The following is a 13,113-nucleotide window of genomic DNA, read 5'->3' on the forward strand; positions in this document are numbered from 1 at the left end:
ATTATTTTGGGTCTACTTTTACTTTTCTATTTTTAAAATAACAAAAGATCATAAAAATACCAGGAATCAAAACGGGAACCAATCCCCAGTTTTTACCTGCAATAGCGCCCAGAAAACATCCTAATAAAAATCCTCCTATGGTAACAAATTGCTTTTTAAAACTTAACTGACTGTTGGAATCTTTGAATTTTGATTTTAATAAGGTACCAATATCAAGAGCAGCCTGAGTTACATTTCCTGTCATCATAGTGGTTGGCCCGTGTGTTTCTTTGCTGAAAATTTTTCCAAAAGCATTCTGCAATCCCATGGCAAAAACAATTAACATGGCGATGATATACATGGTCCATAAATTCTGGATTTCGAGATAACAGAACAAAACAGCCAAGATTCCGCTTAGTGTTAAAATGCACCCTTCCCAAAATAATATCCTGTATTTTAAGCTGGATTTTGAAGCTATATAACCCCCAATAATTACCGAAAGAATAAATATTGGAAATGTTAGCAATTTTATCCAGGCATATACATCATTACCGTTAATTACCTGGTAGGCAAATACAATAAAGTTACCTGTAACGTGGGCAGAAAATAAGGTATCTGCCGCAACAAATGTAAGTGTATCGCAAAATCCTGCTATACAGGTCAGCAATAACGTAATGTACCAAATGCTTTTAGGCTGCTCCATAATTTTTATCTTAAATGTGAACGTAACATCCAGGCCATTTTTTCGTGTGTTTCCATCAATCCGGTGATATAATCACTGGTTCCTAAATCGTGAAAATCATTGGCAAAAACAGTGATATTTTCACGTAAGTGCATAATAATACTTTCGTGATCTATAAGGAGTTCTTTGATAAAACCCTTGCTGTCATTTTTTTCTTTTATCTGCTCAGAAAGGTGTGTGAGTTCCAGAAATTCTTTTAATGTTGCCGGTGCATAATGACCTAACATTCTTATTCTCTCAGCAACTCCGTCAATAATTTCGTCAAGCTGATTGTATTGTTCTTCAAAAAATAAATGTTTATTGTAGAAATCATCTCCTTCTACATTCCAGTGTGATTTTCTGGTTTTGGTGTATAAAATAAATTCATCTGCCAGTATTTGACATAGTGAATTTACAACTTTTGAGATATTTTCCTGTTTGATTCCAATTTGAGTTTCCATGCTTAATTGCTTTGTATTAATGAATTTAAAATATAATAGTCTAATGAATAATTGCCTGCTCCTAATGCCAGTAAAAACAATAAAGTAATTGTATAGATGTACGGAACGTCCCTAACTTCAAGAGAATCTTTTCTATGAACGATAAAATAACCTACGGCTGTAACGCCAATTGTAGGCAAAAGAAACAAACGGGTCCCTAAACCCAGTATTAAAAAAACAGGTACAACGGTGTCTGAAAATGCTGCAACCAGACTGTTTAGTTTTTCAGGCAAATGAAACGGATTGGGCAAATGTTCGCGTTCTCCGTTTTCGAGTTTGAATTTTTTCATACCGTGAACTCTGAATAGTTCTACGGCGACTAAAATCCTAAAGAGTAATAAAGCAATGTTGTTGAAGTCTGATCCAACATTTGAAAAAAGCAGTAATTTAATTATTTCCATATTTTTATATATTAAAAAGCAAAGCAAGAACATCCTAAAGCGCCCCAAAAAGCATTATAATTGTTTACCGGAATATTGCTCATTCGTGCAGCGTTATGATCGTGTGCATGAATATCACAGCTTCCTGAACAACAGTGAATTTGTTGTGCCGCGTTGTTTATAGCCGAATTTGATTTTTGAAGTTTCAGATCAATTGCCGTTTTATTATGCGATTCAGCATGATAATATCCGTTATAGATATTGGTTGGTGACCAATCCGGAAGTATCGGGATCGATGGCGGAGAATAAGAGTTGAAATCTCCTTTTGCGTACACAATTTTTCCGTCGACAATTGTTAAAACCGATTCTATGTTTTTGATATCTTCATCATCTACGGTAAAATAATCGCGATCGAGAACCACAAGATCAGCGAGCATTCCGGTTTGAATATCTCCTTTTTTATTTTGCTCCTGCGAGAACCACGCACTTCCTCTGGTATACAACTGCAAAGCGGTATCACGGCTTAAACGAGTCTCGTGATACAATTGCAATCCTCCAACTGTTTTGCCTGCGGTAAGCCAATACATAGAAACCCACGGATTATAGCTGCTCACGCGTGTAGCATCAGAACCACCGCCTACGGGAATATCCATATCCAGCATTTTTTGTATTGGCGGCGTACTTTCGGCTGCTTTTGCACCGTAACGTTCTGTAAAATATTCTCCCTGATACGCCATTCGGCTTTGTATGGCAATACCGCCTCCTAGTGCTTTTACTCTTTCGATATTGCGATCGTCAATAGTTTCGGCATGATCAAATATCCAGGGTAAATCGTTGAACGGAATTTCTTTATTTACTTTTTCAAATACATTCAAAAATCTGGTAATACTTTCGTTATAGGTTGCATGAAGCCTGAAAGGCCAGCGATTAGCTACTAATAACCGAATCACTTTTTCTAATTCGGCTTCCATATGTTCCGGAAGATCAGGTCTTGGCTGTAGAAAATCTTCGAAATCTGCTGCTGAAAAAACCAACATTTCCCCTGCTCCGTTATGGCGGTACATATCATTTCCCTGATATAATTTTACTTCCTGGATCCATTCGTCAAAATCCTCAAATTCTTGTTTTGGGCGTTGGGTAAATAAATTATAAGCAATACGAACTGTTAATTGCTGTTTTTCATTGAGCTCATTGACTACTTTATAATCATCCGGATAATTTTGAAATCCTCCTCCGGCATCGATCACACTTGTGATTCCAAAACGGTTTAGCTCTTTCATGTAATGACGCGTAGAATTTATCTGGTGCTCATAGGAAAGTTTGGGTCCTTTTGCCAATGTCGAATATAAAATCATGGCATTTGGCGAAGCAATAATTAGCCCCGTTGGTTCTCCTTTTGCATCTTTTTGAATCACGCCGCCTTGTGGTGCAGGCGTATCTTTTGTAAAACCAATTACTTTAAGCGCGGCACGGTTTAAAAAAGCACGATCGTATAAATGCAGGATAAAAACAGGAGTTTCCGGAGCTATCGCATTTATTTCGTCTAATGTTGGCATTCTTCTTTCGGCAAACTGAAACTCAGACCATCCCCCAACTACGCGTACCCATTGCGGCGATGGCGTTCGATCGACTTGTTCTTTCAACATTCGCATTGCATCTGCTAATGAAGGAACACCATCCCAACGCAATTCAAGGTTATAATTTAATCCGCCTCGAATCAAGTGAATGTGCGAATCATTTATTCCGGGAACGACTCTTTTTTGATGAAGATCAATCAGTTTTGTTTCGGGTTGATTGTATGCTAAAATTTCGGCATCGCTTCCTACAGCAATAAATTTACCGTCTTTTATGGCAACTGCCGTAGCGGTTTTATTGACGGTTGTGAAAGAATGTATTTTTCCGTTGAATAAAATAATATCTGCCTTCATATTAAAATTCTTAGTTGATTATTATGAGATCTTACGTTCGGGTATTTTCAGTTTTCGATTGTGTTTTGACAACTTACAATAAAGATACCTAAAAATTTAAGCCGCTATAGCACAACTATTTTACTGTTTTAATGCCGTTTTATTTTTACGATATATCGTTAATTTGTGAATGATTTATTATATGTGGATAATTTTTAAATACATAAAATTGAATTGTATTGTTTAATAAATAGATCAAATGACTTAGAAAAGCGACAAACCGAAGATTTAAGGTTCTTTAATACTTAAAAAATCAACTGAATTTTTATTGATCTTACACTTTTTTAATTCTCAGTTATTTAAAATATAATTGTGCTGAGTTTATGGCATTGATAGCAGTTTTAACTTAAAAATGACCTAGCTTTGCTTCCCTGTATTTAGATGTTACTGGTAACAATACCTTATTTTACTCAAGTCCGTAATTACATTTTTTAATTAAAAAAAAATCCGGAAACAATTATTCAATCTTTATTTATGTTGCTATTAATACGAACAGGTATTTTATTTTTCTTTCTTCAATTTAGCTTTATTGCATCTGCTCAGCCTATTGCCAGACAAAAAGGTGATATGTTAAAGCTTGAATTAGAAAAAAAACTGAATGATACTGTGCGTGTTTTAAAACTTCAGGAATTAAGTCTTTATTATGTAAAGAAAGTTGGTGAACTTAAGGTCGACATGGACAGTAGTTACGTTTTTGCCAGGGAAGCTGAATTATTGAGTAATAAAATTAATTTCAAGAGAGGAAAATGGATGAGTTACATTTTGTATTCTCAGATTTACAGGGAAGGTCAAAATAAAGAAAAGGGAAAAAAGGAACTTGACAAAGCCTTTGCAATTGCCAAAAAATATAAAATAAACTGGCTGGAAGGTGAGGCCTATCTTGAACTTAGCGATTATTACGAATTTACTACATCTGGTATTAAAATTAGAATTCAAAATATAGAAAAAGCGCTTCATGCATTTACAAAAGCGGGGCAGAAAAAAAAGATAGCCGATCTTTTAGTGTATTACGGTGCGCATTACTATTATCTGGGAAAATTTAAAGACGCACTTCAAAAATACAACGAAGCTAAAAAAATATATACGGCTATTGGCAGTACTGATCTGCAAAATTTTTATAGTCAGATTTTCAAAACCTACTCTAAACTGGGATTGTATCAGGAGGCCATAACATATGGTCATATTGCTGTAAAATATGGCGAACGAAATAAAGATGCCTTTTTTATGGCAGACGATTATAATCATTTGGGATATGCGTATTATAATGTAGAAAATTATGAATTAGCACTTGAATGCCACAAAAAGGCTTTTGAATTAAGCCTGAAAGTTTTTCCGGATAACTTTAATTTTTATATCGCAAATTCGATTATAAAAGAAATGCTGAAATTAAAGAGACCAAAAGAAGCAAAACACTTTTTAGATACGGAACTTAAATCTCAGAAAATAAAAGATGACCGGGATTTGATCTGGTACAGAATAAGTCAGATTATTGTTTATGATGCGCTGGGAAATCTAAAACTGGCTGATAAATATTGTAATGAAGTGATGTATCTTCAGGAAAAAAACAAAAAAAACTTATTGCAAATTTCCAGTTTCGAAGTAAACAACACGATTATAAGCCATTTATTTAAGGTAAAAAATTATGAACTGGGATTAAAGTATCAGGAAATTAATAAAAATACTTCTTCTAAAATTAAGGATATTAACATCATCATGAATGGTTATTTGATGGAGTTTAAACTGGACTCTGCATCCGGTAATTATAGTTCAGCCATTACCAGTCTTAAAAACTATCATAAAATAAAAGACAGTCTTTTTAATGAGGTAAAGTCCTATCAGATTTCGAATCTGGAAGTAAAATACCAAACCGAAAACAAAGACCAGAATATTCAATTGTTAACGAAAGAAAGTGCGCTGCAGAAAGCAAAAATCAAAAGTGATAAAGTTGCGAAGCTCATTGCCGGACTGGTTTTATTTTTAGTCCTAATTATTACGGGATTAATTTTCAGGGGATATCAAAATAAAAAAGAAAGCAACAAAAAACTGGAGGCGAGTAAAGACCGAATCGAGAAAAAAAATAAAATCCTGCAGAATGTGGTTCAGGAAAAAGAATGGCTTTTAAAAGAAATTCACCATCGTGTCAAGAACAATCTACAGGTTGTGATGAGTTTACTAAACACACAATCGTCCTTTTTAAAAGATGAATCGGCTGTAATTGCTATAAAAGAAAGTCAAAACCGTATTAATTCAATGTCATTAATTCATCAGCGTTTGTATCAGTCTGAAGGGCTTTCGTGCATTAAAATGCCTGAATATATTAAAGAACTTATAAGCCATTTGAAGGACAGTTATCCTGTAAATTATAATTTTATCGTTGCTGTTGAAGATATCGAAATGCATGTTTCACAGGCTATCCCAATTGGTTTAATCCTTAATGAAGGTATTACAAATGCTATAAAATATGCTTTTCCAAATGGAGAAAAAGGGACTATTAGTGTAACATTGAAACATTTTGAAAATGATTATTTCCGACTCGAAATAGCTGATAATGGCGTAGGAATCGAAGGCGAAATTGACATTTCTAAATACAACTCTCTTGGTATGAAATTAATAGAAGGTTTAAGCAGAGACCTTAATGGTAAATTTGAAATTATAAATGCTGATGGTTTAAAAATAATGATCACGTTTGTTTACGATTATGCTTTTAATTTTAAATAATTAATTTCAAATAAAGCATCTTTTAATTTCTTTATTCTCCTGTTTCGCTATGTGGCGCATCTACGGGTTTAGATTGTGAAGATCCTTTTTGACGTAAAAAAATAGACAACACAATTATGGCAAAAACCGAAAGGAATTCGCTTTGCCAGTTTTGAAAAGATTCAAACCAAAAACGGGATTCTCCCCAATATTCTGCTAAAGAAATTGGTGAATTCCCTTTTAGCATATTAACTGTATTTTCATCTTTGAAACTTCCGTAAAAATGAAGACCAAATGAGGCAAAAAACAGTATAAACAAAATTATGGTTAATGAGTTTTTATAAAACCACAACCAGATACCGCCTTTTTTTACAGGCCATGGCGCGCCTTTTCGCTCTGCAGATGGTTCACGATCTACTTCTTCATCTCCATCAAAACCTTTAGACTCTGATGATCCTTTTTGTTTTAAGAAAATAGTGAGCCATACAAATAAAGCCATTTGTAAAAACTCACTTTCCCAATTTTCAAAAGTTGATTCTATAAAATGTCCGGTGGTCAGATAATTACTCATCGTAACGGCATGACCGCCATTTTCTATAAGCTCTTTGTTATATTCTTGAATACCAAAAAATATCTGGCCAAAAAAAGCTCCTGTAAAAAGTAACATAAATACAATAGACAGACTGTTTTGGTATAAAAATTTTTTCATTTGTTGCTTATTAAAAATTTCATATTATATATCAATCAGAACACATAGAAACATAGATTTCACAATTTTTTTAATGAAACCTATGTCTCTCTATGTCTTTTTTTTTGTGAATTTTACAAAGTTTTATAACACTATTTTGCTTGTTTTAAGAGGTCTTCTCTTTCCCAGAAACGGTGTCTTCCCATTGCTTTTATAAAAGAAGTTGCCAAAGCTTTATCTCCTATTTTTTCGCTTGTCAGGATTCCGGCATCTTTATGCAAATCATCTTTTAAAGGAAGAACCTGAATTCCCTGACCTTCTGCAGCAATAAACTTGCAGTGGTGGTACGCATCTTTTATAAATTCGCCCACTTCTTTTTTATCTTTAAGTGCGGTGATTCCTTTTCCTGCGGGAACAAATACGGCATCAAATAAAACAGATGCAGCGATAAGATAACTTTGATCTACCGGAATTTCAAGCCCTTCTTCAGAAACAATTGTTCCTAAATGCGGTGCAATAATCACCGCTTTTGCCCCAGCATCCTTAAGAGCTAGTTTCATCGTTTTTATCGATTCGGCATTTACACCTTCTGCACATAAAAATGCGACTTGTCTGGTAGCGATCGTATTAGATATTGTTGGATTTTTGAGCATGCTTAAGGCATCAGAACTTTCAACAGATTGTTTTACTTCTACAGGTTCATGTTTTCCGTTATCATCAGCTCCAACTCCGTGGTTAATTGGTTTTTCAAGCTCAGTTGGCACAGCCATTCCTAAAGCTTTGGCTACTTTTGCCGCCAGGTTTTTATCTATTTTAGAAATTAATCCCAACATACGCTCTCTGATTGCTTTTGTTTCTACTTTTCCAAGTTCAAAAGACAAGGCGTCTGTAATGTGATTTTGTTCTATTGGTGTCTGGCTGTTAAAGAAAAGTTTTGCCTGACTAAAATGGTCTGAGAAACTTTCGCTTCTTTCGCGTATTTTTTGTGCATCGATTCGTTCGTTGAAACTACTAAACCCTCCTTCATCAATTTTTGCCTGAAACGGACAACCGCCTCCTAATGAATTAGGGTGATAACTTACGCGGCCAGTTGGAATTTCCTGACGCATATGTCCGTCTCGCTGATTGTTGTGCATAGGCGCAACGGTACGATTAATTGGGATTTCATGAAAATTAGGACTTCCTAATCTCGACAATTGTGTATCTGTATAAGAGAATAATCTTCCTTGTAATAACGGATCGTTAGAAAAATCAATTCCTGGAACAACATGTCCGGGATGAAAAGCAACCTGCTCTGTTTCGGCAAAAAAGTTATCCGGATTTTTGTTCAGCACCATTTTACCTATAATTTGTACCGGTACTAATTCTTCCGGAATCAATTTGGTTGGGTCTAAAAGATCAAAATCAAATTTATGCTCGTCAGCTTCCGGAATAATTTGTACGCCTAATTCCCATTCCGGAAAATTTCCGCCTTCAATAGCTTCCCACAAATCCTGTCTGTGAAAATCTGAATTTTTACCTGATATTTTTTGCGCTTCATCCCAGGCTACGGCATGAGTTCCTAATTTAGGTTTCCAATGAAATTTTACAAAATGAGATTCATTATTTTTATTGATAAATCTAAATGTGTGAACTCCAAAACCTTCCATCATTCGCAAACTTCTTGGAATAGCCCTGTCGCTCATTACCCACATAATCATGTGCATGGATTCCGGCATTAAAGAAATAAAATCCCAAAAAGTATCATGTGCAGAAGCTGCCTGAGGCATTTCGTGGTGTGGTTCAGGTTTTACGGCATGAATTAAATCAGGAAATTTCATAGCATCCTGAATAAAAAATACCGGCATATTGTTTCCTACCAAGTCATAATTTCCTTCCTGAGTGTAAAATTTAACCGAAAATCCGCGTACATCACGAGCTAAATCTGTAGAACCTCTTGATCCTGCAACAGTAGAGAAACGTACAAAAACAGGCGTTTTAATACTTTTATCGTTTAAAAATCCGGCTTTGGTATATTTTTCCATTGAGTCATACAATTCAAAATATCCGTGAGCTGCAGATCCTCTTGCATGAACAATTCTTTCCGGAATACGTTCGTGATCAAAATGGGTAATTTTTTCTCTCAGGATAAAGTCTTCCAGTAATGAAGGTCCTCTCTCGCCTGCTTTTAGCGAATTGTTATTGTCATTAATTTTTACTCCCTGATTGGTCGTCAGAAATTGATTATCAGCATTTGATTTATTAAATTCTAAATCTCTTTGCTTATCATCGGCGTGATCCTGACTTGGTTTTTTTGAATTTTTCATTTTTTTGATAGTTGTTAGGATTTTTAAATAGTTCTAAAAAAAACAGTGTTTTTTAATTCTCTTTTGTAGTTATCATTAGCAATTTGAGAATTATCAACTGCAACAAGCCTGACAAATGTACTTTACAATAAAACCAACGATTTACATGATTATAGGCAAAGATTACATCATTTAAACATTTGATTATCAGATATAATATTTACATTATAGTTTTAAAAAAATAGAATCATATACTCTATTTATTTTTATATTATTAAGAATAAAACTTACATTATAAATAGCTGTTAATTATACAATTAGAATTTATTTTTCTGTAAGGAACTGCGGGCTATTAGGAGGTAGATTTGTGTTATAACAATCATTAAAATTTTATATTATGAAAACTACAGATAAAAAAAACAGCAGCACTGCAACATCAGGTGCAAAGTCTACAGATAAGAAAACAGACAAAAAAGAGACCTCTCCAAAAAAGGAAACTAAACCAACTGCAAAGGATGAAAAGAAGCCTGCAACAGCAAAAAAATAATTAATCCTAAAATTTACTAGTATGGAAAATAGAGAAAATCAAAATTATGGTCATGAAAACCGTGATTTTAATCAGGACTTAGATACTCTTATTGATAAAGAAAACGCAAATCAGGACAGTAAATATCAAATTCAGGAAGAGTTTATAGATGATGTTAACCATCAGACAAATGATTATAACCGAAATGAAAATAATCCCGGTGAGGAACCCATTTTAAATGATGAAGATCAAATTACAAATGATGAGGATCCGGACGATTTAGACGATTCTCTGGAAAAAGATGGAGATTTAGATGATGATGATTCTGATGAAGAAGAAGCTTCAAGAAATCTGGATCGCGATATAGATCAAGTATCACATGATCCTTTCCCGAGTATTAGTCCTGAAAAATTCTAGTTCATGAAATATTACCATTAGATAACCGTTAGGAATTAAGCTTAACGGTTATTTTGTTATGGTACTAAAATTTTATAATAAAAAATTAAAACTATATAACCATAATAGCCTGAATTGAAGTAATTTTAGAATATCTGTTTTTAAATAATTTATAGAGATTTAAAAAAATTAATTTGTATTATGGATATTACAATTCAACTTGTCTGGTTATTTACTCTGGCTATCCCTATAGCTTGTATTAGCTGGACTGTCACGCATGAAGAAATATTTAAAGAACCCCGTGACTGGTGTGTCAAACATTCTAAAAACGATCGGACCATTTTAGCCAGAAAGGCATTTTATCTCTTTACATGCGAATATTGTTTTAGCCATTATGTCACAATTGTTTTTTTAATCCTTTGTAATTATAAACTTTTGCTAAATGATTGGCGCGGCTATATTTTGGCAGGATTTTCGCTGGTTTTTGTAGCAAATGTTTATATGAGCCTTTTTGCTTTATTAAGACAGGCTATTAAAAAAGAAAAGGTAGAAATCGAAAAAATTGAGATTGAGAAAATTGAAATTGAGAACGAAATAGATAGTGAGAAACTATCTTCATAATAAAAGTTAACTAAATAAATTAGATAAATCATGGAAAATTTAAATTTTATAGACCCATTATTGCACGGAATTACTCCTGAAACAGTAGGAAACAAAATACCAAATCTTTCTGTAAAACACTTACTTTGTGCTGGAGTAGGTTCAATTATAGTTGGTGCTGCATTAAAAAAAGCAGGACAAAATAAAGCCGGTGCCATAGTAGGAAGTCTTGCTTTGCCATTACTGGCTTCAGCATTTTATAAGCAAATTTCGAAAAAAAATAAAGAAAAAAGAGAAAGCAACGAAAGCAGTGGTATCGAATATAATCACTAAATTTGTTTGAGGTTTTCTGTTTCAGGTTCCCAAACAAACAACCAACAAAAGAGATATTGGTTAGCCACCAATTCATTGATTATGCTACATCATCAGCTAGAAAAGATTCGTGAATTGATGGCTATTTTTATAGAATATCATTATAAAACAAAAAAGCCTGTAAAATTATTTACAGGCTTTTTTGTTTTTTTGACTTTGCTGTGCTAAAATAGAATTTACTTAAAGTGAATCATGCAGCAGCTTAAAATAAATTACTCTTAACAATCAAATTCCAGGTATTGTTATTTAACCTGAATATTTCCTTCGACCCAATTCAGGGCCTTATTAAAATCTATTTTTTTAAATCCTTTAAATTCTCCCGGAACGACATAACTAAACCCGTTAGTGAAAGTAATTATCTCATCAGAATCCGTAACGATGGCAGCCCTGTTCCATTTTCCAAGATGTTTCAATCCAAGTAGCGCATCCTGAAGCCAGGCTCCTGCAGTGAAATTTTGAATATCAGTATCTAAAACTAACAAAAAATTGATTTCATTAATTTGTTTTACCAAATGTTCTACGGAAGGAACAACTACACGCAAAAAATCTTCTTTGGTTACTTCTGCCAATGCTCTGAAAGCTACAATATTGTCTGTTGTATCGATTTGATGTATCATTTTATTTTCTTTTTTGAATTATTCTATTTTGATTTTTATTTCTTTTTTTGATAATTACTTTCAAATTTACGTCTACAATTACTATCCTGATTTATAATATCTCATTCTATTTTTACATTATAACTATCTCTTTTTTAATAATATAATAAACAAAAAAAGCAGATGAAAAATATTTTTCATCCGCTTTTTAATTGATTAATTTAATGTTGGTATTACGGAACTAAAACCGCTCTTCCTTTTATCTGTCCACGTCTTAATTTATCATAAACTTCAAGTGCCTGATCTAAACTGTATTTTTCAATTTCGATATGGATTTTTTTCTGTAATGCAAGTCCAATTACCTCCATTAATTCAGTTCTGGATCCCCAATACGGATTACTTACGCTTACACCCACAGGCAATCCGCCTACTTTATAGTCATATTCTCCTCCTCCTAATCCCACTATTGTCAAATCTCCGTCCAGACCAATAATCTTAGTTCCTAAGGCAACGGTTGATGAAGCTCCTACAAAATCAAGTACTACTTTTGCTTTTTTGATTCCCGTGATTTTTTGTATTTGCTCTGCAGCGTCTTTATCAGTAGAATTTACAGTATAAGAAGCCCCTAATTCCTTAGCAAATGCCAGTCTTTCAGGAGTTATATCACAAGCAATAATAGTTGAACCGCACATTTCTGTCAAAATCTGAAGTGCAACATGTCCCAATCCTCCTACTCCTATTACAACAACATATTCATCAGGCATTAACTTGTGTAACGAACGCTTAATCGCTGAATATGGTGTCAAAGCTGCATCTGTCAATGGAGCTGCAATAACGGGATCTAAATCATGAATGGGTACTAATAAACGTGAGGAAGGCACCAGCATATAGTCTGCCATACCACCATTTAAACCAAGTCCGCCACCAAAAGGAAGTTCAGAATGATGGTCACAATAGTTTTCGCTAGAATGCTGGCAAGGCTTGCAATGCCCGCATCCCCAGGGTCCGTAAACTAAAACGGCATCTCCTTTTTTAAACCCTTTTACATCTTCTCCGACCTCTTCGACCCAACCCGCATTTTCATGTCCCAGTGTAAAAGTAACTCCGGAAACCAAACCTTCATCAATTACATGCAAATCAGAATGGCAAACACCGGCACCTCCAATTTTTAATAATACTTCATCTCCTTTAGGTGAAGGTTTTTCTAAATCATTTACAACCCTTACCTCTTTATTACCAAAAAATCGTACTGCTTTCATGAGAATTTATTTTAAAAATTATCTCACTAAATTAAATAATATATAAGTAAATGATTACTCTTTTAAAGCATTTGTGTATTTATTAACTTACAATGTTAAATTAATAAATTGAAGTTGATATTAAAAAACAAGATAGTTCGTTAAGAT

13 protein-coding genes are annotated in these 13,113 nt (G+C 33.8%); 5 read left to right on the plus strand and 8 right to left on the minus strand.

Features of this window, described 5'->3' with window-relative positions:
• Position 1 precedes the first annotated feature (1 nt).
• From RC62_RS11295 to RC62_RS11310, 4 genes are read right to left on the minus strand one after another with little or no spacing between them, the layout of a single operon-like run.
• A complete protein-coding gene (locus tag RC62_RS11295; protein WP_055095325.1) occupies positions 2 to 682 on the minus strand; it encodes a YoaK family protein in 681 nt (226 codons plus the stop codon).
• A gap of 5 nt (positions 683 to 687) precedes the next feature.
• Positions 688 to 1,161, minus strand: a complete 474-nt coding sequence (locus RC62_RS11300; RefSeq protein ID WP_055095326.1) for a Dps family protein — start codon at positions 1,159 to 1,161, stop codon at positions 688 to 690.
• Positions 1,162 to 1,163: 2 nt separating this feature from the next.
• Positions 1,164 to 1,601, minus strand: coding sequence for a DoxX family protein (locus RC62_RS11305; RefSeq protein ID WP_055095327.1), 438 nt, complete (start codon positions 1,599 to 1,601; stop codon positions 1,164 to 1,166).
• Positions 1,602 to 1,612: 11 nt separating this feature from the next.
• Complete coding sequence (locus tag RC62_RS11310; protein ID WP_055095328.1) at positions 1,613 to 3,508, minus strand: amidohydrolase; 1,896 nt, start codon at positions 3,506 to 3,508, stop codon at positions 1,613 to 1,615.
• 513 nt (positions 3,509 to 4,021) lie between these two features.
• Between RC62_RS11310 and RC62_RS11315 the strand changes: the two genes are divergently transcribed.
• Positions 4,022 to 6,265, plus strand: a complete 2,244-nt coding sequence (locus tag RC62_RS11315; RefSeq protein ID WP_055095329.1) for a histidine kinase dimerization/phosphoacceptor domain -containing protein — start codon at positions 4,022 to 4,024, stop codon at positions 6,263 to 6,265.
• 31 nt (positions 6,266 to 6,296) lie between these two features.
• Here the strand turns inward: RC62_RS11315 and RC62_RS11320 are convergent, their stop codons facing one another.
• Together RC62_RS11320 and RC62_RS11325 are read right to left on the minus strand one after the other, a co-directional pair.
• Positions 6,297 to 6,953, minus strand: coding sequence for a DUF6766 family protein (locus RC62_RS11320; protein ID WP_055095330.1), 657 nt, complete (start codon positions 6,951 to 6,953; stop codon positions 6,297 to 6,299).
• Positions 6,954 to 7,084: 131 nt separating this feature from the next.
• Complete coding sequence (locus RC62_RS11325) at positions 7,085 to 9,238, minus strand: catalase (protein WP_055095331.1); 2,154 nt, start codon at positions 9,236 to 9,238, stop codon at positions 7,085 to 7,087.
• Positions 9,239 to 9,614: 376 nt separating this feature from the next.
• On the opposite strand from RC62_RS11325, the gene RC62_RS22865 reads away from it, so the two are divergent.
• From RC62_RS22865 to RC62_RS11340, 4 genes are all read left to right on the plus strand, one after another.
• The gene (locus RC62_RS22865; RefSeq protein WP_157472490.1) at positions 9,615 to 9,764 is read left to right on the plus strand and encodes a hypothetical protein; all 150 of its coding nucleotides are present in this window, start codon (positions 9,615 to 9,617) and stop codon (positions 9,762 to 9,764) included.
• 21 nt (positions 9,765 to 9,785) lie between these two features.
• Positions 9,786 to 10,160, plus strand: coding sequence for a hypothetical protein (locus tag RC62_RS11330; RefSeq protein ID WP_055095332.1), 375 nt, complete (start codon positions 9,786 to 9,788; stop codon positions 10,158 to 10,160).
• Between the two features lie 180 nt (positions 10,161 to 10,340).
• Entirely contained in the window at positions 10,341 to 10,760 is a 420-nt protein-coding gene (locus RC62_RS11335) for a hypothetical protein (RefSeq protein WP_055095333.1), read from the plus strand.
• A 30-nt stretch (positions 10,761 to 10,790) separates the two neighbouring features.
• Positions 10,791 to 11,072, plus strand: coding sequence for a hypothetical protein (locus RC62_RS11340; RefSeq protein ID WP_055095334.1), 282 nt, complete (start codon positions 10,791 to 10,793; stop codon positions 11,070 to 11,072).
• Between the two features lie 281 nt (positions 11,073 to 11,353).
• On the opposite strand, the gene RC62_RS11345 is transcribed toward RC62_RS11340, so the two are convergent.
• Positions 11,354 to 11,728, minus strand: coding sequence for an STAS/SEC14 domain-containing protein (locus RC62_RS11345; protein WP_055095335.1), 375 nt, complete (start codon positions 11,726 to 11,728; stop codon positions 11,354 to 11,356).
• Between the two features lie 212 nt (positions 11,729 to 11,940).
• Complete coding sequence (locus RC62_RS11350) at positions 11,941 to 12,966, minus strand: NAD(P)-dependent alcohol dehydrogenase (protein ID WP_209435099.1); 1,026 nt, start codon at positions 12,964 to 12,966, stop codon at positions 11,941 to 11,943.
• Positions 12,967 to 13,113: the final 147 nt, after the last annotated feature.

This window comes from Flavobacterium aquidurense (assembly GCF_001404985.1).
In the GTDB taxonomy this organism is placed as follows: Bacteria; Bacteroidota; Bacteroidia; order Flavobacteriales; family Flavobacteriaceae; genus Flavobacterium; species Flavobacterium aquidurense_B.

Excerpts from the sequence above, each read along its gene's own strand:
- RC62_RS11295 (WP_055095325.1), bottom strand. The coding sequence starts at position 682 with ATGGAGCAGCCTAAAAGCATTTGGTACATTACGTTATTGCTGACCTGT.
- RC62_RS11300 (WP_055095326.1), bottom strand. The coding sequence starts at position 1,161 with ATGGAAACTCAAATTGGAATCAAACAGGAAAATATCTCAAAAGTTGTA.
- RC62_RS11305 (WP_055095327.1), bottom strand. The coding sequence starts at position 1,601 with ATGGAAATAATTAAATTACTGCTTTTTTCAAATGTTGGATCAGACTTC.
- RC62_RS11310 (WP_055095328.1), bottom strand. The coding sequence starts at position 3,508 with ATGAAGGCAGATATTATTTTATTCAACGGAAAAATACATTCTTTCACA.
- RC62_RS11315 (WP_055095329.1), top strand. The coding sequence starts at position 4,022 with ATGTTGCTATTAATACGAACAGGTATTTTATTTTTCTTTCTTCAATTT.
- RC62_RS11320 (WP_055095330.1), bottom strand. The coding sequence starts at position 6,953 with ATGAAAAAATTTTTATACCAAAACAGTCTGTCTATTGTATTTATGTTA.
- RC62_RS11325 (WP_055095331.1), bottom strand. The coding sequence starts at position 9,238 with ATGAAAAATTCAAAAAAACCAAGTCAGGATCACGCCGATGATAAGCAA.
- RC62_RS22865 (WP_157472490.1), top strand. The coding sequence starts at position 9,615 with ATGAAAACTACAGATAAAAAAAACAGCAGCACTGCAACATCAGGTGCA.
- RC62_RS11330 (WP_055095332.1), top strand. The coding sequence starts at position 9,786 with ATGGAAAATAGAGAAAATCAAAATTATGGTCATGAAAACCGTGATTTT.
- RC62_RS11335 (WP_055095333.1), top strand. The coding sequence starts at position 10,341 with ATGGATATTACAATTCAACTTGTCTGGTTATTTACTCTGGCTATCCCT.
- RC62_RS11340 (WP_055095334.1), top strand. The coding sequence starts at position 10,791 with ATGGAAAATTTAAATTTTATAGACCCATTATTGCACGGAATTACTCCT.
- RC62_RS11345 (WP_055095335.1), bottom strand. The coding sequence starts at position 11,728 with ATGATACATCAAATCGATACAACAGACAATATTGTAGCTTTCAGAGCA.
- RC62_RS11350 (WP_209435099.1), bottom strand. The coding sequence starts at position 12,966 with ATGAAAGCAGTACGATTTTTTGGTAATAAAGAGGTAAGGGTTGTAAAT.